This is a genomic window from Pseudoxanthomonas sp. F37 (assembly GCF_022965755.1).
GTDB lineage: Bacteria > Pseudomonadota > Gammaproteobacteria > Xanthomonadales > Xanthomonadaceae > Pseudoxanthomonas_A.
This window is the reverse complement of sequence record NZ_CP095187.1, coordinates 2,422,894-2,446,706: the sequence shown is the minus strand read 5'-3', so window position 1 is coordinate 2,446,706 and position 23,813 is coordinate 2,422,894. Positions and strand designations below refer to the sequence as shown.

The 23,813-nt window shown below is 70.3% G+C and carries 22 protein-coding genes and 1 tRNA gene; 9 read left to right on the top strand and 14 right to left on the bottom strand.

Annotated features, from left to right (window positions below; genetic code table 11):
* Positions 1-46 precede the first annotated feature (46 nt).
* Both MUU77_RS11345 and MUU77_RS11340 read right to left on the bottom strand, forming a co-directional pair.
* Positions 47-655: a hypothetical protein gene (locus tag MUU77_RS11345; RefSeq protein WP_245086866.1), complete on the bottom strand. Its 609-nt coding sequence runs from the start codon at positions 653-655 to the stop codon at positions 47-49.
* 55 nt (positions 656-710) lie between these two features.
* Positions 711-2,126 (bottom strand): pectinacetylesterase family protein, encoded by a 1,416-nt coding sequence (locus MUU77_RS11340; protein WP_245086864.1) that lies wholly within the window; start codon positions 2,124-2,126, stop codon positions 711-713.
* A gap of 374 nt (positions 2,127-2,500) precedes the next feature.
* Here MUU77_RS11340 and MUU77_RS11335 point away from each other — a divergent pair, with 374 nt between their 5' ends.
* On the top strand, positions 2,501-3,442 hold the full coding sequence (locus MUU77_RS11335) for a DedA family protein/thiosulfate sulfurtransferase GlpE (protein ID WP_245086862.1): 942 nt from the start codon (positions 2,501-2,503) through the stop codon (positions 3,440-3,442).
* Between the two features lie 14 nt (positions 3,443-3,456).
* Here MUU77_RS11335 and MUU77_RS11330 read toward each other — a convergent pair whose 3' ends face one another.
* Positions 3,457-4,353: a GGDEF domain-containing protein gene (locus MUU77_RS11330; RefSeq protein WP_245086860.1), complete on the bottom strand. Its 897-nt coding sequence runs from the start codon at positions 4,351-4,353 to the stop codon at positions 3,457-3,459.
* A gap of 95 nt (positions 4,354-4,448) precedes the next feature.
* On the opposite strand from MUU77_RS11330, the gene MUU77_RS11325 reads away from it, so the two are divergent.
* A complete protein-coding gene (locus MUU77_RS11325; protein ID WP_245086858.1) occupies positions 4,449-7,169 on the top strand; it encodes a serine/threonine-protein kinase in 2,721 nt (906 codons plus the stop codon).
* Positions 7,170-7,181: 12 nt separating this feature from the next.
* Here MUU77_RS11325 and MUU77_RS11320 read toward each other — a convergent pair whose 3' ends face one another.
* The 6 genes from MUU77_RS11320 to MUU77_RS11295 all read right to left on the bottom strand — a co-directional run bounded on the left by MUU77_RS11320 (position 7,182) and on the right by MUU77_RS11295 (position 12,464).
* Positions 7,182-8,090 (bottom strand): DMT family transporter, encoded by a 909-nt coding sequence (locus MUU77_RS11320; RefSeq protein ID WP_245086856.1) that lies wholly within the window; start codon positions 8,088-8,090, stop codon positions 7,182-7,184.
* A gap of 15 nt (positions 8,091-8,105) precedes the next feature.
* A complete protein-coding gene (gene murB, locus MUU77_RS11315) occupies positions 8,106-9,146 on the bottom strand; it encodes a UDP-N-acetylmuramate dehydrogenase (protein WP_245086854.1) in 1,041 nt (346 codons plus the stop codon).
* Positions 9,143-10,198: a quinone-dependent dihydroorotate dehydrogenase gene (locus tag MUU77_RS11310; protein ID WP_245086852.1), complete on the bottom strand. Its 1,056-nt coding sequence runs from the start codon at positions 10,196-10,198 to the stop codon at positions 9,143-9,145. Before MUU77_RS11310 ends, murB begins: the two co-directional genes overlap by 4 nt.
* 14 nt (positions 10,199-10,212) lie before the next feature.
* Positions 10,213-10,491, bottom strand: coding sequence for a DUF4190 domain-containing protein (locus MUU77_RS11305; RefSeq protein ID WP_187572249.1), 279 nt, complete (start codon positions 10,489-10,491; stop codon positions 10,213-10,215).
* A 147-nt stretch (positions 10,492-10,638) separates the two neighbouring features.
* Entirely contained in the window at positions 10,639-12,171 is a 1,533-nt protein-coding gene (locus tag MUU77_RS11300) for an aldehyde dehydrogenase family protein (RefSeq protein WP_245086850.1), read from the bottom strand.
* Between the two features lie 216 nt (positions 12,172-12,387).
* Positions 12,388-12,464 (bottom strand) — tRNA-Arg (locus MUU77_RS11295).
* Positions 12,465-12,546: 82 nt separating this feature from the next.
* Between MUU77_RS11295 and MUU77_RS11290 the strand changes: the two genes are divergently transcribed.
* The 6 genes from MUU77_RS11290 (at position 12,547) to MUU77_RS11265 (ending at position 20,002) form a co-directional block, all read left to right on the top strand.
* Positions 12,547-13,002 carry a GNAT family N-acetyltransferase gene (locus MUU77_RS11290; protein ID WP_245086848.1) on the top strand — a complete coding sequence of 152 codons (456 nt, stop codon included), beginning with the start codon at positions 12,547-12,549 and terminating at the stop codon, positions 13,000-13,002.
* A 331-nt stretch (positions 13,003-13,333) separates the two neighbouring features.
* Complete coding sequence (thrA, locus tag MUU77_RS11285; RefSeq protein WP_245086846.1) at positions 13,334-15,826, top strand: bifunctional aspartate kinase/homoserine dehydrogenase I; 2,493 nt, start codon at positions 13,334-13,336, stop codon at positions 15,824-15,826.
* 31 nt (positions 15,827-15,857) lie between these two features.
* Positions 15,858-16,787: a homoserine kinase gene (locus MUU77_RS11280; RefSeq protein WP_245086844.1), complete on the top strand. Its 930-nt coding sequence runs from the start codon at positions 15,858-15,860 to the stop codon at positions 16,785-16,787.
* 47 nt (positions 16,788-16,834) lie between these two features.
* A complete protein-coding gene (gene thrC, locus MUU77_RS11275; RefSeq protein ID WP_245086842.1) occupies positions 16,835-18,124 on the top strand; it encodes a threonine synthase in 1,290 nt (429 codons plus the stop codon).
* A gap of 101 nt (positions 18,125-18,225) precedes the next feature.
* Positions 18,226-19,215, top strand: a complete 990-nt coding sequence (locus MUU77_RS11270) for a L,D-transpeptidase (protein WP_245094410.1) — start codon at positions 18,226-18,228, stop codon at positions 19,213-19,215.
* 106 nt (positions 19,216-19,321) lie between these two features.
* Entirely contained in the window at positions 19,322-20,002 is a 681-nt protein-coding gene (locus tag MUU77_RS11265; protein ID WP_345779078.1) for a murein L,D-transpeptidase catalytic domain family protein, read from the top strand.
* Between the two features lie 6 nt (positions 20,003-20,008).
* Here the strand turns inward: MUU77_RS11265 and MUU77_RS11260 are convergent, their stop codons facing one another.
* The 5 genes from MUU77_RS11260 to MUU77_RS11240 form a co-directional block, all read right to left on the bottom strand.
* Positions 20,009-20,869, bottom strand: coding sequence for an MBL fold metallo-hydrolase (locus MUU77_RS11260; RefSeq protein WP_245086840.1), 861 nt, complete (start codon positions 20,867-20,869; stop codon positions 20,009-20,011).
* A gap of 65 nt (positions 20,870-20,934) precedes the next feature.
* The gene (locus tag MUU77_RS11255) at positions 20,935-21,291 is read right to left on the bottom strand and encodes a carboxymuconolactone decarboxylase family protein (RefSeq protein WP_245086837.1); all 357 of its coding nucleotides are present in this window, start codon (positions 21,289-21,291) and stop codon (positions 20,935-20,937) included.
* A gap of 23 nt (positions 21,292-21,314) precedes the next feature.
* Positions 21,315-21,680: a rhodanese-like domain-containing protein gene (locus tag MUU77_RS11250; protein WP_245086834.1), complete on the bottom strand. Its 366-nt coding sequence runs from the start codon at positions 21,678-21,680 to the stop codon at positions 21,315-21,317.
* On the bottom strand, positions 21,680-22,042 hold the full coding sequence (locus MUU77_RS11245) for a metalloregulator ArsR/SmtB family transcription factor (protein ID WP_245086831.1): 363 nt from the start codon (positions 22,040-22,042) through the stop codon (positions 21,680-21,682). The genes MUU77_RS11250 and MUU77_RS11245 overlap by 1 nt, the downstream gene beginning before the upstream one ends.
* Positions 22,039-22,428 carry a rhodanese-like domain-containing protein gene (locus tag MUU77_RS11240; RefSeq protein ID WP_245086828.1) on the bottom strand — a complete coding sequence of 130 codons (390 nt, stop codon included), beginning with the start codon at positions 22,426-22,428 and terminating at the stop codon, positions 22,039-22,041. The genes MUU77_RS11245 and MUU77_RS11240 overlap by 4 nt, the downstream gene beginning before the upstream one ends.
* A 108-nt stretch (positions 22,429-22,536) precedes the next feature.
* Between MUU77_RS11240 and MUU77_RS11235 the strand changes: the two genes are divergently transcribed.
* Entirely contained in the window at positions 22,537-23,808 is a 1,272-nt protein-coding gene (locus tag MUU77_RS11235; protein ID WP_245086825.1) for an FAD-dependent oxidoreductase, read from the top strand.
* Positions 23,809-23,813: the final 5 nt, after the last annotated feature.

The window sequence follows — 23,813 nt, the reverse complement described above, 5'->3', positions numbered from 1 at the left end:
GAGAGCGTGCGGTCGCGACTTACGTCGCTCCTGCAACGAGCCGGTTCTACGGCGCATACGCCCGCTCGCGTTCTTCCTGCAGGCGCTGGCGCAGGTACTGGTCGCGGGTGAGGCCGGCGGGAATCTTGGTGGCGGCCATCACCTCGGCGACCACCTGCGCTTCGCGCGCCTTGTAGGCCTGGAAGCGCGGGTCGTTGCGCTGTTGTTCGAGGAAGGCGGCCATGCGCCGGTCGGCATGGGCGCGATAGCGGTCGGCGATGGCCGCCACTTCCTCCGCCTGCCGCGCGGGGTCGTCCACGGTGGCCTTGACCAGCGCGGTGCGCAACAGTACGGCTTCGCCCGCGGACAGACCGCCCGCTGCTTCGTACTTGTCGATCTGGCGCGCCAGCGCATCGGCGCGTTCGCTCCGTTCCATCGCACCCAAGGTGGAAGCGCGCGCGAAGAAGTCTCTTGCATCGGCCTCGAAGCGCTGGCGCTCGAGGTGCTCCTGCGCCTGTGGCGTGGCTTGCAGGGAGGCCAGGGGCGAGGACACGGCGTCGGCCGCTTCAACCGATGATCGCGGCGCGACCGGCCTGCCCGGGTCGTCGCGCTTCCACCAGACGATGGCGGCGACGAGAACCACGCAGGGCACCAGCAGCGTCAGCCATTTCTTCATGCAGGACCTCCTCTGTGCCGGGACCGTCGAAGCACGACGGTCCCGGACCTGGACATCACCCCAGCAACTGGTCCACCAGCCAGTACAGCAGGTTGAACGGCTTGGCCTTGTCGGCCTTGTCGTCCTGCTCGCTGGCGTCCAGCACCTTGCCCTGGCCGTCGAGCACGCTGTCGATGAAGTGCTTCAGCTCCAGGTTCTGCGCCTGCACGTCGGCGTTCTTGAAGTCGACGATGGTGGTGCAGTGGCTTTCGTTGAGCGCACGATACTGCGGGAAGTAGCCGCCGACGTTGTCCAGCGCGTTCAGGCGCTCGCGCAGGCGTGCGGTGTCGATGTCCCAGCGCGCATGGATGCGGGCTTGCCTGGTCGCCTGGTCGGGTGCGTTGGCGATGTCGGGGTAGAAGCGCTCGTACGAATACGAGGAATAGTTGAGGTCCTTCCAGAAGTGCGTATGACCCAGGCGGTCGTTGGCGTACTTGCCGGACAGCGCGGGATACAGGCTGCCGAGTTCGTCCAGGTCGAACTGCGGCAGGCCGCTGGCGAGATAGGGCAGCGGGCCGTTCGGCTGGTCCAGCCCCCAGGCGCCGCGGATCAGGGCCATCAGCGGTTGCGAGGGATAGTCGACCGGGTTGCCGTTCTTCGGCGTGGGGAAGATCGGGCCCGAATCGTCGATCAGGAAACCGCGCGTGGGCGCCATGTCCCGGCGCAGCGGGTGGTAGCTGGTCAGGCTGCCGGCGCCGCCGGCGCTGCAGCCGGTGGACAGCATCTGGGTGGGCCGTGGCAGGTTGTCCTTCAGCCAGCTCACCACCGCGCGCACGTTGCGCACGCCGTTGTGGTGCCACACCAGCGGCGCGTTCTGACCGCTCGGGTCGTCGTAGACGGCCACGCGGTCGCCGCTGTAGATGTCGCCGGTGCAGTAGGGGATGTAGACCATGTTCCAGCCCTGCGTCTTCACCGCATCGAACGGACTGACGCGGGTGACGAAGGGGCTGACCAGGCTCGCGCCCGGGTTCAGCAGGCTCATGTAGTCGTCGGGAATGCCGTTGGGATTGCGGGCGCCGCGTACGCCGGTCTGGCCGGTGCAACTGGCATAGTCCCAGCAGGCGCCGCCGCCCTCCATGTAGACGATGGTGTTGCGCGTATCGGCCACCCGGTTGACGAAGAACTTGAACGGCGAGCCGTCGCCGCAGACCGCGCCGGTCGAGGGCGCCAGCTGGATGGTCTGCCAGGCGTCGTAACGGCCCGGCTGGAAGCCGTCGCTGAAGCCGGCCGGGTTGGACAGCAGCGGATAACTGCCGGTGCGCTGCGCGGCGGTGACCTTGTTGTCGGCCTTGGGCGGCGAGACCAGGTTCACCAGGGTCTGCCAGAAGCTGTAGTCGCCTTCCTCGGCCTTGAGGGGCGCGGCGATGGCGATGGCGAGCGCTGCGGTGGAGAGGGCATGCGGCAGGCGTGCGGGTCGTACGGGTGCAACCATGATCGGATCCTCCGGCGAGAGTCTGTGGACGTTCAACGGGATGGACTGCCTTGGCGTGCGGCACGCGTGGGGGCGGCGACCGTACAGCGGCGCATGGTGGTGCGTTCTTCGCGCCTGGGGATTAAGTCCGCGTGATGGCACCGGCTTTGGCTGCCCATGCCCCCGGAATTGGCCGCCATGCCCCCCTCGGAGCCACGCAAGGGCGGTCAGGTAAACGCGGCGATCCCGCGTCGCAGCACGCAGGGGGTGGTACAGGCGTGCGGTATCGCGCTCGGCAACGGATCGTTGCGGGCGCATGCCTTGCCGCCGGCCGGCCGCGGATCGAACATGCCCACGCCCGGCGTCGAAGGCGCCGTGGACTCCACGGGGAAGCAATGCAGGAACTGGTCGACCGTTACGGCGCGCTGCTGGTGTTCGCCAATGTGCTGGCGTTGTCGCTGGGCCTGCCCGTGCCCGCGATGCCCACCCTCATCCTGGTCGGTGCGGGGCTGGCCCTGCAACCGGAGGCGATGGGGCTGCCACTGCTGGGCGTGCTGGCGGTCTCGGTGGCCGCCAGCCTGATCGGCGACAGCGTCTGGTTCTACGCCGGCCGCCGCTATGGCAACCGCACGCTGCAGTCGCTGTGCCGGCTTTCGCTGTCGCGCGACACCTGCATGAAGCGCACCGAACGCTTCTACGGCCGCTTCGGCATCCGCGTCCTGTCGGTGGCGAAGTTCATTCCCGGCCTGTCCATGGTGTCCGTGCCGCTGGCCGGCGCCATGCAGGCGAGGCTGCCCCTGTTCCTGCGTTACGACGGCCTGGGCGCGGCCCTGTGGGCCGCGCTGGGGCTCGGATTGGGAGTCGTGTTCGCCCGCCAGGTGGAAACCGTCATCGACGCGCTGTCGCAGCTGGGCACCGGCGCGGGGGTGGTCATCGGGGTGCTGCTCACGGCTTACGTGGGCTGGCGCTGGTGGCGCCGGCGCACGCTGCTGAGGTCGCTGGAGGGGGCGCGGATCGATCCGCCCGAACTCGAAGCCCTGGTCCGGGCGGGCCGGCCGCCGGTGGTGTTCGACATCCGCGCCCCGGGTTTGCGCGACGTGGACCCGTACGTCATCCCGGGCGCGGTGTTCGCCGACGAGCGCCAGCTGGACGGGATCGTGGCCACGTATCCGCGCGAGGGCAAGATCGTCATCTACTGCGCCTGCCCGGACGAAGTATCGGCCGCCTGGATGGCGGCCAGGCTGCGCGAGGCCGGCTTCCGCGACGTGCTGCCGCTGCGGGGCGGCATCGATGCGTGGCGGGGCGCCGGCTACGGGGTGGAACGGATCGGCGGCTGAACCTTGCGCGGCGATCAGTGCTCGATGCACACCCGGTTGCGGCCTTCGCTCTTGGCGCGGTACAGGGCGGCGTCCGCCGCGGCCATCATCCGGCTGACGGTGTCGCGCTCGGGGGTCAGTGCGGCGATGCCGATGCTGACCGTGATCCGCTGGGGCTCGCCGCCGGGCCGGAACACCACCGTCTCCACCGCCTCGCGCAGGCGCTCGGCGAAGCCGTAGGCGGCCTCGGGCCCGCATTCGGGCAGCAGCACGGCGAATTCCTCGCCGCCGATGCGCGCCGCGGCGTCGTCGTTGCGCACGTGCCGGCGCACCAGCCCGGCGATCTGCTTCAGCACGTGGTCGCCGGAGATATGGCCGTAGCGGTCGTTGATGGGCTTGAACAGGTCCACGTCGATGATGCACATGGTCAGCGCGCGCTGGTGGCGCATGGCGCGCGCGATCTCCTTCTCCACCGTCTCGATGAAATGGCGGCGGTTGTACATCTCGGTCAGCGCGTCGTGGGTGGCGAGCTGGTAGATCTCTTCGTGGTACCGGGCTTCCACGCTGCTGTGGCTGATGAACTTCAGGATGCTCTCGCCCAGCGTCAGATGGTCGCCGTCGGCCAGCGCCGACTGCGCCACCGGCACGTCGTTCAGGCGGGTGGTGTTGGTGGCGCCGAGGTCGCGCACCCAGTAGGTGTCGCCATCGCGCCAGAGTTCGCAGTGCAGGCGCGAGACGCTGTTGTGCGGAATGTGCAGGTCGGCTTCCTGCGAACGGCCCACGCGCACCCGGGCGGTGTCGATGTCCGCGCGCCGGCCCAGGCCTTCGCCGTGGATCACCACCACGCAGGCCGAGCGCGGCGAGGCCGGACGCGGGCCGTCGCTCAGGATGGTCCGTTGCGTGGTGGGTGGATCGTGGGGGTCCCGGGACATGCGCGTGCGGCTGGCAGGTGCGGGCCCGAGTGTACCGGATCGGCCGGTCAACTCACGCTTCCGCTACCATGACCGGGCGCACCGGGGAACGTGGCATGACATCGCAGCCTTACGACGAACTCGCACCCACCGAGAGCCTGGCCACGCGCCTGCAGGATGCGCCGACGGCGGCCGACGGCACGCTGGCGCCCGGTGCGTGCCTGGGGCGCTACCGCATCGAGGGCCTGCTGGGCCGCGGTGGCATGGGCGAGGTGTACCGTGCCACGCAACTGGAACCGGTGCGCCGGGAGGTGGCCCTGAAGCTGATGCGCGCGCAGCGCCTGCAGGCCCGCCACCTGGCCTGGTTCGAAGTGGAACGGCAGGTGCTGGCGCAGATGCGCCATCCGGCCATCGCCCAGATCTACGATGCCGGCACCACCGCCGAAGGGTATCCGTTCTTCGCGATGGAGCTGATCGAGGGCAGCCCGATCACGCACTATTGCCGGGAGCAACGGCTGTCGCTGGACGAACGCGTGGCGTTGTTCATCCGCGTGTGCGAGGGCGTGCAGCACGCGCACCACAAGGGCGTGGTCCACCGCGACCTCAAGCCCGGCAACCTGCTGGTGGACACGCTCGATGGCCGGCCCGCGCCGAAGATCATCGATTTCGGCATCGCGATGGCCGCATCGCTGGCCGGCGACGCCGCACTGGAGCGTGCCGGCACGCCCGAGTACATGAGCCCCGAGCAGGCGCTCGGCGACGCCCGCCAGGTGGACACGCGCAGCGACGTGTACTCGCTGGGCGTGGTGTTGTGCGAACTGGTCAGCGGCGTGCGCCCCGAAGCCGTGGGCGAGACCTGGTCGGCGGAGACGCCGACCGCCGTCGCACCGTCCTCGCGGCTGGCGGCGCTGCCGGCCGAGCAGGCGCGCCAGGTGGCGCAGGAGCGCGGCCTGTCGCTGCCGCGCATGCGCGAGCGCCTGCGCGGCGATCTGGACTGGATCGTGCTGAAGGCCATGCAGCACGACCGCGACGCCCGCTACGGGTCCGTCGCGGCGCTGGCCGACGACCTGCAGCGCCATCTCGATGGCCGCGCGGTGGCCGCTGTTCCGCCGAGCCGTGCCTACGTGTGGCGCAAGTTCCTGCGCCGCCACCGCGCCGCGGCCGTCGCCGCGGGCGTTGCGCTGGCGGCGTTGCTGGGCGGTCTGGGCCTGTCCCTGTACGGCCTGCAGCAGGCGCGCACGCAACGCGCCCTGGCCGAGGCGCGCAGCGCGGAACTGGAGAAGGTGGCCGCCTTCCAGCAGTCGATGCTGGAGGGGATCGACATCGAGACCATGGGCGTGGGCCTGGCCGAGGGCCTGACGGCGCAGGTGGCCGAACGCGACCCGGCCGCCGCCGACGCGTTCGGCGCCACCCTGGCCAAGGCCAGCACCGGCGACCTGGCGCGCGACCTGGTGGACCGCCAACTGCTCGCCAACGCGGAAGCGGCCATCGCCCGCGATTTCGCCGACCAGCCCGACGTGGCCGTGGGCCTGCGCGAGTCGGTGGCGCGTGTCTACACCGCGATCGGTCTGTACGACAAGGCCGCAGAACAGTTCGGCCGGGTGGCCGAGTACCGCGCCGCGCACCTCGGCGACGGCGCACCGGAGACGCTGCGCGCGCGCAACGAGCAGGTGCAGGCGCTGCTGGAGGGGGCGCACATCGACCAGGCGGAGGCCGTGCTGGAGAAGGCGCTGCCGCGCGCATTCGCCCTGCCTGCCAACGACCGCGTGCGGGTGAAGCTGGAGCTCGCGCAGGCCCAGATGATCTCCGCCCGCGGTGACCGGCCACGTGCGAAAGGCGTCGTCGAGGCGGTCCGTGCCCGACTGCTCGAGGTCGCCGGCGCGCGGGACCCGGCCACCCTGGAGGCCACCAACAACCTGGCCGCCGTACAGCGCAACCTGGGCGAACTGCCGGAGGCACGCGCGAACATGGAGCAGGTGGTCGCCGGCCGCACCGCGGTGCTCGGCCCCGACCACGAGGAGACGCTGTCGGCGATGGGCAACCTGGCCGTGCTGCGCATCATGAACCGCGAGAAGGACGCCGCCATCGCCATGCAGCGCGACCTGACCGCGCGCTACGTGCGCAAGCTGGGCAGCGAGCATCCGGTCACGCTGCAGGCACGCAGCACGCTGGCGACCATGATGGTGGACGCGGGCGACGCAGGCGCCGCGCTGCCGCTGCTCAAGGAAGCGCTGGCCGCGCGCGAGCGCGTCCTGGGCCGCGACCATCCGCAGACCGTGCGCACGCGCCTGAACCTGGCCACGGCCTACGCCCGCCTGGAGGACTACGCGGCCGCGCTGCCGCTGGAGGAGCAGGTCATCACCGTGCGCAGCCGGCTGCAGGGCCCGTCGCATCCGGACACGCTGTCGATCCTGGTCAATCATGCCGGCACGCTGCTCAATGCGAAGCAGCCGGAGGCCGCGCTGCGCCTGCTTGCGGACGTGCAGCCGCTGGCGTTGAAGGTGTTGGGGGAAAGGCACCCGCAGGCGCAGATGACCATGGTGATCCGTGCCGAGGCCCTGCGCGTATCGGGACGCACGCGCGAGGCGCTGGACGAGTACCGCCGCCTGTTCGAACTGCGGCGCGGCGTGCTGGGCGAGACGCACGTGGAAACGCGTACCGCGGCATGGAACCTGATCGACACCAGCCGCGAACTGGGCCTGACCGCGCAGGCCGACGCGCTGCAGCGGCAGTACATCGCCCCCCTGCTGACGGCCGATCCGTCCACGCTGGCCGATGCGGACGCCGAATTCGTCAGGCGCTATCGGGAGGGCAGGCGGCCGGGCAAACAGGGCTGAGCGCCCGCCGCCTCATTCACCGGGCTTGGCCGCCGCGCTGGGCGCCTCGGACGCGGCACGGCGGGACAGCACCGCCTCGCGGTGCGCGATGTAGGCGTTCGCCCCGAAGATGATGCCGGCGCCGGCCAGCGTCCACGCGTCCAGCGTTTCGTCGAACAGCAGCCAGCCGAACAGCGCCACCACCGGCAGCTGCATGAAGCTGATCGGCGTCAGCGCCGAGACCTCGCCCAGCTTCAGCGCGCGCGTCCACAGCATGTGGCCGCCGGTGCCCAGCACGCCGGCGGCCACCCCCCACACCCAGGTGATGCCCTGCGGCCATTCCCACACGGCCAGCGCCGGCGACAGCGACATCGGTACCCACAGCAGGGTGGTGTAGATGACGATGCGGTCGGCCGGTTCGGTCTGCGAGAGCTGCTTGATCTGGATGGCCACCAGCGCGCTCATCACCGCCGCCAGCACGGCGATCATCGCGTCGGCGGTGAATTCCGCGGTGCCGGGCCGCACGATCACCAGCACGCCCACGAAACCCAGCACCACCGCGGTCCAGCGGCGCGCACGCACGCGTTCGTTGAGCATCGCGGCCGCGGCCAGGGTGACGAACAGCGGCGTGGAGTACGACAACGACACCGCCTGCGCCAGCGGCAGGTGGCCGATGGCCCAGAAGCCGGCCAGCATCGAGCAGATGCCGATCACGCAACGGAACAGGTAGCGCGGGAACTGGGTGGTCTTCAGGAACCCGGGGCCGTGCCGCAGGATGAGCGGCGCCGCGGCCAGCAGGCCGAAGAAGTTGCGGAAAAAGGCGATCTCGAACGTGTGCAGGGTGGCCGAGGCCAACCGGATCGCCACCACCATCAGGGCGAACAGCACCGTGCTGCCCAGCATCAGCACGGCGGCGCGGAAGTGGGCGGGAATGGCGGGCATGGCGTGGCGCTCGCGCTACCAGCGGGCGCCGATGATCTTCGGTTCCGGCTCGATGCCCACGCCGAAGCGCGCGTGCACGGAGTCGGCGATGCGCCGCGCCAACGCCAGCAGCGCGGCGCCGGAGGCCTGCCCGTGGTTGACCAGCACCAGCGCATGCGCGGCCGACACGCCGGCATCGCCGTCGCGGTGGCCTTTCCAGCCGCAGGCTTCGATCATCCACGCGGCGGACAGTTTGCGGTTGTGCGGGGCGTCGCCGCGGAATACCGGCAGCGTGGGATAGTCGACCAGCAACGCGTCGGCCTGCGCCTGCGAGACGATGGGGTTCTTGAAGAAGCTGCCGGCATTGCCCACCACGGCCGGATCCGGCAGCTTGCGCCGGCGGATCCGGATGACCGCCTCGGCCACCTCGCGCGCGGTCGGCGAGGCGATGCCCATCGCGCCGAGTTCCTCGCCGATGCCGGCGTAATCCAGGCGCAGGTGCGGCGTGCGCGGCAGCACGAACTCCACCGCCGTCACCAGGTAGCGGTCGGCCTGCTGCTTGAACACGCTGTCGCGGTAGGCGAACGCGCAGGCGCCGCGGTCCAGCCGCACCATCGCGCCCGTGGTGCGGTCCAGCGCTTCCACCACGGCGATGAACTCGCCCACTTCGGTGCCGTAGGCGCCGATGTTCTGGATGGGCGAGGCACCGGCGGTCCCGGGGATGAGGGCCAGGTTCTCCAGCCCGCACAGGCCCTGCTCCAGCGTCCACATCACCAGCGGGTGCCAGGCCACGCCGGCATCGGCGCGCACGCGCGCCTGCCCGCCATCGTCGGACAGCAGGCGCAGTCCGCGCGTGGCCATGGCGATCACCGCGCCCGGCGCATCGCCGGCGAACAGCAGGTTGCTGCCGCCGCCGATCACCAGGCTCTCGGCATCGGCGACCTGCGGCAGCGCCAGCACCTCGGCCAGCGCCGAGGCGTCGTCCACTTCGATCAGCCAGGGCGCCAGCGCCTGCACGCCGAAGGTGTTGCGGTCCCGCAGTGGCGCGTTGGCGGTGAGGCGGTAACCTGGGGTCATGCGGGCGCCACCGGCCCGCGGCTCGGCGCTTCGCGACGGCGGCGGATGGCCTCCACGCATTCGCGGATCAGCTCCGGCCCGCGGTACACCAGCCCGGTGTAGCACTGCACCAGCGACGCGCCGGCGGACATCTTCGCCACCGCGTCCGCGCCGGACAGGATGCCGCCCACGCCGATCAGCGGGATGCTGTCGGGCAGGCGCGTGCGCAGGCGGCGCAGGACCAGCGTGGCCTGGCCCATCAGGGGCGCGCCGGACAGGCCGCCGGTCTCCCGCGCCAGCGGATGGTCCTGCACGCTGAGGCGGGACACGGTGGTGTTGGTGGCGATGACGCCGTCCACCTGCATGTCGCCCAGCACGCGCGCGACGGCGTCGATGTCGCTGTCGGACAGGTCCGGCGCGATCTTCACCAGCATCGGCACGCGCTTGCCGTGCTGCGCCGCCAGGTCCTCCTGCGCATCGCGCAGGGTGCCGATCAGCTGGCGCAATGCCTGTTCTTCCTGCAGTTCGCGCAGGCCGGCGGTGTTGGGCGAGGAGATGTTGACGGTGACGTAGTCCGCCAGCGGGTAGACGCGTTCCAGGCAGTACAGGTAATCGGACGCGGCGCGCTCGTTGGCGGTGTCCTTGTTCTTGCCGATGTTGATGCCCAGCAGGCCGCGGTCGCGGCGCGCGGCTCCGACGTTGCGCACCAGCGCGTCGACGCCCTCGTTGTTGAAGCCGAGGCGGTTGATGACCGCCTGGTACTGCGGCAGGCGGAACATGCGCGGCTTCGGATTGCCCGGCTGCGGCCTGGGCGTGACCGTGCCGATCTCGACGAAACCGAAACCCAGCGCGAACAGCGCGTCGATGTGCGCGCCGTTCTTGTCCAGGCCGGCGGCCAGACCGACCGGGTTGGGGAAGGTCAGCCCCATCACCTTGGTGGGCATCGGCGTGATGGGGCGGGCCACCAGCGGCGTGGTGCCGGTGCGGTAAGCCAGGTCGAGGGCTTTCAGGCCCAGGCCGTGGGCGGTTTCGGCATCCAGGCCGAAGAGGAAGGGTCGGGCGAGGGGATACATGGCGGCGGGCGGGATCAGTTCAGCGTCGCCAGCCAGGCCAGGCCGCCCAGGAACATGAAGAGCACCACGATGCCCACGACCCACAGCAGCGCCGACAGCCAGCCCAGGATCAGCCCGCCGATGGCCAGTCCGTCGCCTTCCAGCGCGCCGCCGCTGCGGCGGATCTCCGCGCGCGCCATGTGCCCGGTGACGATCGCCACCAGCGTGCCCAGGACCGGCAACAGGGTCCAACCGAGGATGCCGGACACCAGGCTGGCGATGGCGAGACTGCTGGTGGTGCGTGCTGGGTTCATCAGGAGCTCCGTGCAGGGGTCAGGGAGGCGATGGCACTGGATCGGGCAGGCAAAAAAAACGCGCCTCCCGGTGAGGGAGGCGCGATTATCCCAGATGCTGGCCCGTTCAGGGCAGCCGGCATGCGGGCACGCCGGCCGCCGTGCGGGTCAGAGGTCGAACTTGATGCCCTGCGCCAGCGGCAGCGAGTCGGAGTAGTTGATGGTGTTGGTCTGCCGGCGCATGTAGACCTTCCATGCGTCCGAGCCGGATTCGCGGCCGCCGCCGGTTTCCTTCTCGCCGCCGAAGGCACCGCCGATCTCGGCGCCGCTGGTGCCGATGTTGACGTTGGCGATGCCGCAGTCGCTGCCGGCCGCCGACAGGAACTGCTCGGCCGCCTTCAGGTTCTGGGTGAAGATCGACGAGGACAGGCCCTGCGGCACGGCGTTCTGCATGTCGATGGCTTCGTCCAGTGTCGTGTACTTCATCACGTACAGGATGGGGGCGAAGGTCTCGTGCTGCACCACTTCGTCGGAGTTCTTCAGGCCGGTGACGATGGCCGGCAGGACGAAGTTGCCGGGGCGGTCGATCGCGGTGCCGCCGGTCTCGACGGTGCCCCCGCTGGCCTTGGCCTTGGCGATGGAGTCCAGGAACTGCTGCACGGCGGCCTGGCTGTTGAGCGGGCCCATCAGGTTGGCCGGGTCCAGCGGGTCGCCGATCTTGCCTTCCACCTGCTTGTACGCCTTGACCAGCGTGGACAGCACGGTGTCGTAGATGGATGCGTGCACGATCAGGCGGCGCGTGGTGGTGCAGCGCTGGCCGGCGGTGCCGACGGCGCCGAACACGATGCCGGGAATGGCCAGCTTCAGGTCGGCGGTTTCGTCCAGGATGATGGCGTTGTTGCCGCCCAGCTCCAGCAGGCTGCGGCCCATGCGGCGCGCGACGCGCTCGCCGACGGTGCGGCCGACCTGGGTGGAGCCGGTGAAGCTGATCAGCGGGATGCGCTTGTCGTCGACGAACTGCTGCGCCAGTTCCACGCCTGCGTCGTTGATCAGGAAGAAGATGTCCGGGAAGCCGCCGGCCTTCAGCGCGTCGTTGCAGATCTTCATGCTGGCGATCGCGGTGAGCGGCGTCTTGTTGGACGGTTTCCAGATGCAGATGTCGCCGCAGATCGCGGCCAGGAACGAGTTCCACGCCCACACCGCGACCGGGAAATTGAACGCGCTGATGATGCCGACCAGGCCCAGCGGGTGGTACTGCTCGTACATGCGGTGGCCGGGGCGCTCGGAATGCATGGTGTAGCCGTACAGCATGCGGCTCTGGCCCACGGCGAAGTCGGCGATGTCGATCATCTCCTGCACTTCGCCATCGCCCTCGGGCTTGCTCTTGCCCATCTCCAGCGCGACCAGCGAGCCCAGCGCGTCCTTGTGCCTGCGCAGCGCTTCGCCGCACAGGCGCACGGCCTCGCCCCGGCGCGGGGCCGGGGTGGTACGCCACACCTTGAAGGCGGCCTGGGCGCGGGCGACGACCTTCTCGTAGTCGGCCTGGCTGCTGGCATGGACCTCGGCGATCACCTCGTTGGTGGTGGGGTTGATCGACTGCAACAGGCCGGCGTCGGTGGTCGTGGACCACTCGCCGCTGCCGAGGTAGGTGCCGGAATTGGTGCTGGCAAGGCCGAGGGCCTTGAGAAGGTCTGCGGGCATGAAGTGCTCCAGGGATCGAATGCGGAGATGCGGCCGGGGCCGCATCGCGGGGGCATGATTCTACCAGAGCACGCGGGCCCGAACGCCTGGAAACCCTGTGTATTTCAATTGCTTACGTCGGCGTTGATTCGCTGTCGGCGTCTGTTCGGATTGCCGAGCCGGAGGTGGTGCTGTCGGCGATCTGCCGATGCGCGGCGCTGCCCGCAGGGCAGGGGATGGCGGCCCCGACACGATTCGAACGTGCGACCTGTCCCTTAGGAGGGGACCGCTCTATCCAGCTGAGCTACGGGGCCGAGCGGGTGCGATTCTCGCACGATCCACGCACGCGTTGAACGCCATGGCACTGTAATGCGACCCGCATCGGCCACCCACCGCATGGACCTGCAACGCGACGACCTGACCCATCCCGCCGTGATCGCCCTGCTGCGCGAGCATCTGCAATGGATGCACCGCACCTCGCCCCCGGAAAGCGTGCACGCGCTGGACGTGGATGCATTGCGCGGGCCCGGCCTGCGCTTCTGGACGTTGTGGGACGGCGCGGTGCTTGCGGGCTGCGGGGCGCTGCGCCTTCTGGAGGCCGGTCATGGCGAGGTCAAGTCGATGCGCACGGCGCAGACCCACCAGCGCCGGGGCGTGGCCTCCTGCATGCTGGACCACATCATGGACGACGCGCGCCGGCAGGGCTGTACGCGACTCAGCCTGGAGACCGGTTCGATGGCGTATTTCGCGCCGGCGCGTGCCCTGTATGCCCGCGCGGGCTTCACCGTGTGCGGGCCCTTCGGCGATTACGTGGACGATCCCAACAGCGTCTTCATGACCCGGACGCTGTAGGCGCGGGGCATTGGTTTCAGTTGTATCCATCTGAAATCATTGGCTTTGTTGCGTCGCAGCGCTTGACAGACCCCGGGGGTGCCGTGGTCTTCTTCGTGCATGCGCTCCCACGCCCACGCCACTGCGGATACGACGACGGCCCCGATGCCGGCGATGCCGCGTGCGCACGGCGGACGCAGCACCCCGATTACGACCATTACCACCCTGACTCGTCAGGTGCGGCTGGTCGTGTTCGCGTAATCCGCAACCCACGGCCCCGCACCCGGATCAGGATGCAGGGCCACCCCGATTCCTGATGCGTGCCGGGCCTCCTTACCGAGGTTCCTGACCCATGTCGTCCCGCAGCGCCGAAGTCGAACAGCCCAAACCCCGCACCGTCGTCCACAAGTTCGGCGGCACCTCCGTCGCCGACGCCGAACGCTACCGCCACGTGGCCAAGCTGCTGCTGGCGCGCGAGGAGGAGGTGCAGGTCACCGTCGTGTCGGCCATGAAGGGCGTCACCGACGCGCTGATCGAACTGTGCGAGCTGGCCGCCGCCAACCGTCCGGAATGGCACGAAAGCTGGCATGCGCTGCGCGCCCGTCATCGCGGTGCGGCGGTGGCGCTGCTGGGCGAGGCCGCCGGGCCGGTGATCGAGTGGGTGGACGAACGCTTCGGCAAGCTGGAGGAGATCCTCAATGCGCTGATCGTCATCGGCGGCCTGCCGGAACTGGTCCTGCAGCGCGTGCAGGGGCTGGGCGAGGTGTGCTCGGCGCGCCTGCTGGGCGAGTACCTGACGCTGCAGGGCGAGGACTGCGCCGTGCTGGATGCGCGCGAGGTGCTGCGCGTGGATCACGGCGAACTGGGCGTGGTGGTGGACTGGGAAGACAGCGCCCGGCGGCTGGCGGCGTGGCGGGAGGCGCACCCGCAGCGGCGCGTGGTGGCCACCGGCTTCGTCGCGCGCGACCGCGAGGGGCGCTTCACCACCCTGGGCCGCAACGGCAGCGACTATTCCGGCGCGATCTTCGCGGCGCTGTACGACGCGGCCGAACTGCACATCTGGACCGACGTCGACGGCGTGCTGTCCGCCGACCCGCGCGTGGTCCCCGAGGCGGTACAGCTGGGTGCGCTGAGCTACGACGAAGCCTGCGAGCTGGCGTACTTCGGCGCCAAGGTCGTGCACCCGCAGACCATGTCGCCGGCCATGGAGCGCGGATTGCCCATCATCATCCGCAACACCTTCCATCCGGAGCATCCGGGCACCCGCATCACCGCCGAGCGCGACGCGGTGGGCCCGGTGAAGGGCCTCACGCTCAGCGCCGACCTGGCCCTGCTCAACCTGGAGGGCACCGGCCTGATCGGCGTGCCCGGCACGGCCGAACGCGTGTTCGCGGCGCTGCGCAATGCCCATGTGTCGGTGGTGATGATCTCGCAGGGCTCGTCCGAGCATTCGATCTGCTGCGTGGTCAGGGCCAGCGAGGCCGGCAAGGGACAGGCGGCGTTGCTGGATGCCTTCGCCCACGAGCTGGACACGCGCCAGATCCAGCGCGTGCAGCGCCGCGACGGCGTCAGCGTGCTGGCCGCCGTCGGCGACGGCATGGCCGGCACGCCGGGCGTGTCGGCGCGCCTGTTCGGCGCGCTGGGGCGCGCGCAGGTGAACATCCTGGCGATCGCACAGGGCTCGTCCGAGCGCAACATCTCCGTGGCCATCGACAGCGCCGATGCCACCAAGGCGCTGCGCGCGGCGCATGCCGGCTTCTGGCTGTCGCCGCAGACCTTCGCCATCGGCGTGATCGGGCCGGGCAACGTCGGCGCTGCGCTGATCGAGCAACTGCGGGCCGCACAGCCGCAGCTGCTGGCCAAGGCCAACCTGGACCTGCGCCTGCGCGCCATCGCCTCCAGCACGCGCATGCTGCTGGAAGAGCGCAGCCTGGGCGACGACTGGCGCGCGCGTTTCGACGCCAGCGCGCAGGCCGCGGACCTGGACCGCTTCACCGAGCACCTGCTGTCGGCGCACATGCCGCACGCAGTGATCGTGGACTGCAGCGCCAGTCCGCTGGTGGCCGACCGTTACGCGGGATGGCTGGCCGCCGGCATCCACGTGGTGACGCCCAACAAGCAGGCCGGGGCCGGCCCGCTGGCGCGCTACCACGCCATCCGCGATGCTGCCTCCGGCAGCGGCGCGCGCTTCCGCTATGAAGCCACCGTCGGCGCCGGCCTGCCGGTGATCTCCACGCTGCGCGACCTGCTGGATACGGGCGATGCGGTGGTGTCGGTGGAGGGCATCTTCTCCGGCACGTTGGCGTGGCTGTTCAACAAGTTCGACGGCAGCGCGCCGTTCTCGCGGCTGGTCGCCGAGGCCCGTGGCCTGGGCTACACCGAACCGGACCCGCGCGACGACCTGTCCGGCACCGACGTGGCGCGCAAGCTGGTGATCCTGGCCCGCGAAGCCGGACGCGAACTGGCGCTGGAGGACGTGGACGTGGAGAGCCTGGTGCCCGCATCCCTGCGCCAGGCCAGCGTGGACGATTTCATGGCCCGGCTGCACGAGGTGGATGCCGGCTTCACCGACCGGCTGGCGAAGGCGCGCGCCGCCGGCAACGTGCTGCGCTACGTCGCCCGGCTCGATGCCGAAGGCCATGCCAGCGTGGGCCTGGTGGAACTGCCGGCCGCGCACCCGTTCGCCAACCTGCGCCTGACCGACAACATCGTGCAGTTCACCACGCGCCGATACTGCGACAATCCGCTGATCGTGCAGGGCCCGGGCGCCGGCCCGGAAGTCACCGCGGCCGGCGTGTTCGCCGACGTGCTGCGCGTGGCCGCGGGGCAGGGCGCGAAGCTGTGACGCATCCGGGAACTAACGACATGGAGTGGGCATGAGGCAGCAGGCAAGTGCGTTTTCGCCGGCATCGGTGGGCAACGTGGGCGTGGGGTTCGACATCCTGGGCCATGTGATCGAAGGCGTCGGCGACACCGTGACGGTGCGTCGCATCGATGCGCCGGAGGTGCGCATCACGGGCATCCACGGCGCCACCGTCGACCTGCCGCTGGATGCGCCGGGCAATACCGCCGGTGCGGCGCTGATCTCGCTGCGCGAAGCGCTGGCGTTGCCGTTCGGCTTCGCGGTGGAGATCGACAAGGGCATTCCCCTGGGCTCCGGCATGGGCGGCTCCGCCGCATCGTGCGTGGCGGCGCTGGTGGCCGCCAATGCCTTGCTGGACGCGCCCCTGACGCGCGAGCAGCTGTATCCGCACGCCCTGGTCGGCGAGGCCGTCGCCAGCGGCGGCAGGCATGGCGACAACCTGGGGCCGATGCTGCTGGGCGGCCTGGTGCTGTCCACGGCGGAGCGGCTGGTGCGCGTGCCCGTGCCGGAGCACTGGCACAGCGTGCTGGTGCACCCGGAGGCGATCCTGGAGACACGCCGTGCGCGCGCCGCATTGCAGGGCGCCTACGAACTGAAGGACTTCGTGGCGCAGAGCGCGAACCTAGCGCTGGTGCTTGCCGGCTGCCATGCCGGCGACGCCGGACTGGTGCGCGAAGGTCTGCGCGATGTGCTGGTCGAACCCCGACGCGCGCCGCTGATCGTCGGCTTCGGCGCGGCGAAACAGGCGGCACTGGACGCCGCTGCGATGGGGGCCAGCATCTCCGGCGCCGGTCCCAGCGTGTTCGCCTGGTTCGAATCGCGCAGCCAGGCCGAAGCGGCCGCGCCTGCCGTGCAGGCGGCGTTCGCGACGGCCGGTTTCGACAGCCAGGCCTGGGTGTCGCCGATCAACGCGACGGGCGCCGAACTGCTGTCGGCGACCTGATCTCCCAACCCGCGGCCGCTGCGCGCGCCGCCTTGCCACGACAGACCATGAACTTCATCTCGACCCGCAACACCGCGCCCGCCGCCACGCTCAGCCAGGCCATCGCCGCCGGACTGGCCCCCGATGGCGGGCTGTACGTGCCGGACGTGCTGCCCGCGCCGCGCGAGCTCGCCGCCGGGGCCGATATCGCCACCACCGCCGCCACGCTGCTGGCGCCGTTCTTCGCCGGCGATGCGCTGGAAGGCGAGCTGGCGGCGATCTGCCGCGAGGCATTCGATTTCCCGGCGCCGTTGCGCCCGCTGGGCACGCCGGACGATCACGTGCTGGAGTTGTTCCACGGGCCCACCGCCGCGTTCAAGGATTTCGGTGCGCGCTTCCTGGCCGCGAGCATGGCGCGCGTACGCCGACACGAGACCACGCCGCTGACGATCCTGGTGGCGACCTCCGGCGATACCGGCGCGGCCGTCGCCGCGGCATTCCACCGTCAGCCCGGCCTGCGCGTGATCGTGCTGTATCCGGATGGGCGCGTATCGCCGCGCCAGGCCCACCAGCTGGGCTGCTTCGGGGACAACATAACGGCGCTGCGCGTGGCGGGTTCGTTCGACGACTGCCAGGCGCTGGTGAAGCGCGCGCTGAACGACGCCGCGCTGCAGGCGCAGGCCCCGCTCAGTTCCGCCAACAGCATCAGCCTGGGCCGCCTGCTGCCGCAGATGAGCTACTACGCGCATGCGGCAGCGAGCCACCGCGCCGCCACCGGCCGGGCGCTGAATCTGGTCGTGCCCACGGGCAACCTGGGCAATGCGCTGGCCGCCATCCTCGCGCGCGCGCTGGGGGTGCCGCTGGGACGCATTGCGTTGGCCACCAACGCCAACCGGGTGCTGCCCGACTTCTTCGCCGGCGGCGCCTATGCGCCGGCGGCGAGCGTGGCGACGCTGGCCAATGCGATGGACGTGGGGGCGCCCAGCAACTTCGAACGCCTGCGCTGGCTGTACGCCGGCGATGACGTCGCGTTGCGCGCGGCCTTCACCGCGACCGAGGTCGACGATGCCGCCATCGGCGAGGTGATCGCGCGCCGCTACCGCGACCATGGCGAAGTGCACTGCCCGCATACCGCCACGGCGGTGAAGGTGCTGGAAGCGCTGCGTGCGCAGGGCGGGCAGGGCGACTGGGCGGTGGTCGCCACGGCGCACCCGGCCAAGTTCGAGGGCGTGGTGGAACCGCTGATCGGGCGCGCGGTGGAGGTGCCGCCCGCGCTGGCCGAGCTGCTGTCGCGTCCGGCGCATGCCGACCCGATCCCGGCCGATTACGACGCCTTGCGCGAGCGCGTGCTGCGGTAGTCGGGATCCATCTGGCACAAGGTCGGATGCTCCTGCGCTAAGCTCATCGGATGACGCGCCATTTCTTGCCCGCCCTCTTGCTGGCCACGCTGCTGTATGGGATCGCCCCGCCTGCCGCGCAGGCCCAGTCCGTGGTCTCGCCGCCCGATGTCCGCGCACTGAAGCCCGGCGAGTTCCTGTGGTACCCGCAGATCGCGCCGGAAGGTCCGGTGGTGCTGGTGGTCAGCCTGGACGAACAGCGCGCCTATGTGTACCGCAACGGCATCGCCATCGGCGTGTCGACGATCAGCTCGGGCAAAGCGGGCAAGGAAACCCCCACGGGCGTGTTCACCATCCTGCAGAAGAACAAGGACCACCGGTCCAACCTCTACAACGACGCCCCCATGCCGTACATGCAGCGGCTGACCTGGGACGGCATCGCCCTGCATGGCGGCCACCTGCCGGGATACCCGGCATCGCATGGCTGCGTGCGCCTGCCGCAGGCGTTCGCCGAGAAGCTGTTCGGCATCACCCGCTTCGGCGATTCGGTGGTGGTGGCCAATGCGAAGGCCTCGCCGGCCAGCGTCGTGCATCCGGCCGTGCTGGCGCCGGTCATCGCGGGCGGGCAGGCCGCCCACCCGTCATTGTCGGCCTACGAGGTGTACTGGAACGAGGCCGCCTCGCCGGCAGGCCCGGTCAGCATCCTGGTCAGCCTGTACGACCAGCGCGTGTCGGTCTTGCGCAACGGCGTGCTGATCGGCTCGGCGCCCCTGCAGAAGGTCCACGACTTCGCCCTCAACGGCACCGTGCTGCTGGTGATGACCACGGAAATGGAAGACATCCCCAGCCTGCTGGACCCGCGGCAGAAGGAGCACCGCTGGGTCGCCCACCGCGTACTGGGCGAGGCGGACACGCCCATGCCGTCCCTGCGCTCGCTGGCCGGTGCGTTCTGGATTCCGCAGGACTTCGCCCGCCGGCTGTACGCCATCCTGACCCCCGGCACCACCGTCCTGCTGTCGGACCTGCCGGGCGTGCGCGCAACGCCGGCCGAACAGCCGACGGTGCCGGTCTTGGAATCGGATGAAGCGGGCCCCACGTCGGCTTCACGCTGAGCGGTGTGGAGGGAACCCGGGCACGGCGCATCCATTCCCCCCGTTCCCGAGCCCCACTATGAAGCGTTGCCTGTCCGTCCTCCTGTTGAGCTGCACCCCGGCCGCCGTGGCCCTGGCGGCCGACGCGCCCGCGCGTGTCGGCCCCGGGCGCCTGGCCGAGGCCCTTCACCGGGCGGCACCGGGCGTGGATCGCGAGGTGCTGGCCATGGCCACGCACGCGATGGCCTGTACCCTGCGGCGCGGCGACGCCGACGTGCCCATGCGCCGGCTCAGCGTGATCGACTACAGCCGGCCTTCCACCCAGCCGCGGTTGTGGGTGTTCGACCTGGAAAAGGCCCGTCTGCTGTTCGAGGAGCGCGTCGCCCACGGCCGCAATACCGGCGAAAACCTGGCCACCCGGTTCTCCAATGCCACCGGCAGCTACATGTCCAGCCTGGGCGCCTTCGTCACCCAGGAGGCCTACCGCGGTTCCAACGGGTACTCGCTGCGCCTGCAGGGACTGGAGCCCGGCTTCAACGACAAGGCGCGCGAGCGCGCCATCGTCATCCACGGCGCCCCCTATGTCAGCGACGCGCTGGTGCGTTCGCAGGGCCGGCTGGGCCGCAGCCTGGGTTGCCCGGCCGTCAGCACGGCGGTGGCGCGGCCGCTGATCGACAGCATCCGCGGCGGTTCCTTCGTGTTCGCGTACTACCCCGACCCCGCCTGGCTGAAGCAGTCGCGCCTGTTGAGCGCCGATTGCGGCGGCGGCGTGGCCGCTCGCCCCGCATCGGCGGCGGCGGGCAGCTGAGGCGGATCAGGGCTTCAGCGGGATCCTGAGGTAGCGGCGTCCGTCCCGGTCCGGATCGGGCAGGCGGCCGGCGCGGATGTTCACCTGCAACGACGGCAGCAGCAGCACGGGTGCGGCCAGGGTGGCGTCGCGGGCCTCGCGCATGGCCACGAAGCTGGCTTCGTCCACGCCGCCGCCCACGTGGATGTTGCGCGTCTTCTCTTCGCCCACCGTGGTTTCCCACGCGAAATGGTCGCGGCCCGGCGCCTTGTAGTCGTGGCACAGGTACAGGCGCGTGGCGTCCGGCAGCGCCAGCAGCCTCTGGATCGAACGGTAGAGCGTGCGTGCGTCGCCGCCGGGGAAGTCCGCGCGTGCGGTGCCATAGTCGGGCATGAACAGCGTGTCGCCGACGAAGACCGCCTCGCCCATGCGGTACGACACGCAGGCCGGCGTGTGGCCGGGCGTGTGCATCACCTCCACCTGCAGCCCGCCCAGCGGGAGGGTGTCCCCGTCGCGGAAAAGGCGGTCGAACTCGCGGCCGTCGCCGCTGACATCGTCCAGCCCGAACACCGGCGCGAACGTGCGCTGCACCTCGGTGATGCGCGCGCCGATGCCGATCGGGGCACCGGTCTTTTCCTGCAGGTAGGGCGCTGCGCTGAGATGGTCGGCGTGCGCGTGCGTCTCCAGCACCCAGTCCACGGACAGTCCCTGCTCGGCGACGAAGCCGAGCAGGTCGTCCGCCGAGCGGTGCCACACGCGGCCGGCGCGGTGGTCGTAGTCCAGCACCGGGTCGATGATCGCGGCACGGCGCGTGGCCGGATCCCAGGCCACGTAACTGACCGTGTGGGTGGCCTGGTCGAACTGCGCATGCACCCGGGGCTGTGTCATGGCAGGGCTCCTGGCGGGTTGCGGCGGGCCATCATGGCAGCCCGCACGCATCCGGCCAAGCGTTCTCAGGACGCCCTGGCGGAGAACTCCTCGAACGCTTCCAGTGCATGCGCCGCATACATCAGCGACGGACCACCGCCCATGTAGACGGCGACGCCCAGCATGTCCTGGAATTCCTCGGGCGTGGCGCCCAGGCGCACCAGCGCCTTGGCATGGAAGCCCAGGCAGCCGTCGCAGCGCGCGGCCACGCCGATCGCCATGGCGATCAGCTCCTTGGTCTTCTCGTCGAGCGCGCCGGCGGCCATCGCGCCGCGCGCCATGGCGCCGAAGCCCTGCATCACCTCCGGCGCCGCCGTGCGGAAGGGGCCGAGGTGACGGTTGATGCGGGTGGTCAGTTCCTGATAGCGGTCTGCACTGGACATGGGAATACCTTGTGGTTGTCGGATCAGTCGTGTCGCACGATGGGCAGGCCGTGGCTCTGCCACGCACTCATGCCACCGGCCAGATTGAGGTAGGTGCGCGCGGAGTCGCCGGACAGGAGGGCCTGGGCCACGCGCGAGCGCAGGCCGCTCTGGCAGGCCAGGACCACCTCGCGCGTACCGGCGGGGAGGCGCGCATCCAGCAGCGCAGCGCCGCCGGCGCGCAGCTCGCCCAGCGGGATGTGGCAGGCGCCGTGCGCATGGCCGCGTGCGAACTCGCCCCGTTCGCGCACGTCGACCAGGGCGGCTCCGCGGTTGATGCACGCGACCGCCTCCTGCGGAGAAACCTGTGCCCCGCGGCGGCCGAACAGGGCCTTCAGCACGTCCAGCATCACGATCTCCGCGCGCGCTGCCGGGGCGCGGGCGCCGCCGCCGGTGCGCAGTAGATGCCGTGCAGCGTCAGCATGACCTGCGCGGCCGGCCCCGGCATCAGCGCGTAGAACACGTTCTGGGCCTCGCGGCGCGTCTGCACCAGGCCTTCTTCGCGCAGCACGGCCAGGTGCTGCGACAGCGCGGACTGGCTGAGGTCGAGCAGGGCATTGATGTCGCCCACCGAGCGCTCGCCCGCGGTCAGCAGGCAGAGTATCTGCAGCCGCTTTTCGTTGGCCAGGGCCTTGAGCAGTTGCGCCGCCTCGCCCGCATGCGCCTGCATGGCGGCGATGTCGAACGTGGACGTGGAGGGGCTGCGGGTCATGCGGGTTCCGGGGTCAGGGGATGGCCGGCATTGCGCCACGCCGTGAGCCCGCCGGCAAGCGAGCGCACGCGGGTAAAGCCCAGCGCCTGCAGGCTGTCGGCCGCCAACGCCGAGCGTCCGCCGGTGAGGCAGTAGAGCACCAGCGCGCGGTCGGGTACGGCCAGCGCTTGGCTGGCGGTGCAGGCCATCGCCGGATGCGCATGGATCTGGAATTCCAGCACGCCGCGCGGCAGGTTGACCGCGCCCGGCAGGTGGCCCTGCGCGTACTCGGCCGGTTCGCGCACATCGATCAGGATGCAGTCGCCCTGCGCGGCGAGCTGTCCGGGCGCGATCTCTTCGATGCGGCCGCGTGCCTCGGCCACCAGATCCTGGACGGTGCGTGCCATGGATGCCTCCAATACATTAGTTGACGCTAATATTAGTAGATGCTAATTTGTATTGCAAGCCGACCGGCACTCCCGCCGGGGGCGGCCATCGAACCTGGAGGGGAAGACATGGCACGCATCGTCGTACTGGGTGCAGGCATCGGTGGCATGAGCGCCGCCTACGAACTGCGCGGCACGCTCGGCCCGGGGCCGGACATCACCGTGATCGGGGAGGGCGACCGCTTCTCGTTCACGCCGTCCAACCCCTGGGTCGCCGTCGGCTGGCGCAAGCCATCGGATGTCGAAATGCCGGTCGCCCGCTACCTGGCGAAGAAGAACATCGCCTTCGAAGGCGCCGGGGCCGAGCGGGTCGAGCCCGCACACAACCGGGTGCGGCTGCGCGACGGGCGCAGCCTCGACTACGACTATCTGGTGATCGCGACGGGTCCGCGACTGGCGTTCGATGAAGTGCCGGGCCTGGGGCCCGAAGGCGGCTTTACCCAGTCCATCTGCACCACGCCGCACGCGACCACCGCGTGGCAGGCCTACCAGGCCTTCCTCGACAACCCGGGGCCGGTGGTCGTGGGTGCCGCGCCCATGGCCAGCTGTTTCGGCCCGGCGTACGAGTTCGCCATGATCCTGGACAGCGACCTGCGCAAGCGCCGGCTGCGCGACAGGGTGCCGATCACCTACGTAAGCCCGGAACCGTACGTCGGACACATGGGCCTGGGCGGTGTCGGCGATTCCAAGGGAATGATGGAATCGGAGTTCCGCCAGCGCCACATCCAGTGGATCGCCAACGCGAAGATCACCGCGGTGCGCGACGGCGAAATGGACGTGTCCGAAATGGACGAAGCCGGCCAGCCGAAGAAGATGCACACCCTGCCGTTCCGGTATTCGATGGTGCTGCCGGCCTTCACCGGCGTGCCGGCCGTGCGCCAGGGAGAAGGGCTGTGCAATCCGCGCGGCTTCATCCTGATCGACAAGCACCAGCGCAACCCGGCCTATCCCAACATCTTCTCGCTGGGCGTGTGCGTGGCCATTCCGCCGGTGGAAGCTACGCCGGTGCCGACGGGCGCGCCCAAGACCGGCTTCATGATCGAGTCCATGGTCACCGCCGTGGCGCACAACATCCAGGCCGAGCTGGAAGGCCGGCCCGCCACCGCCGAGGCGACCTGGAACGCGATCTGCCTGGCCGACATGGGCGACACCGGCGCCGCCTTCGTGGCGCTGCCGCAGATCCCGCCGCGCAACGTCACCTGGGCCAAGGTCGGCAAATGGGTGCACGTGGCCAAGATCGCGTTCGAGAAGTATTTCCTGATGAAGATGAAGTCCGGCAACACCGAACCGATCTACGAGAAATACGTGCTCAAGCTGCTCGGCATCATGCGCACCCGCTGATTCCT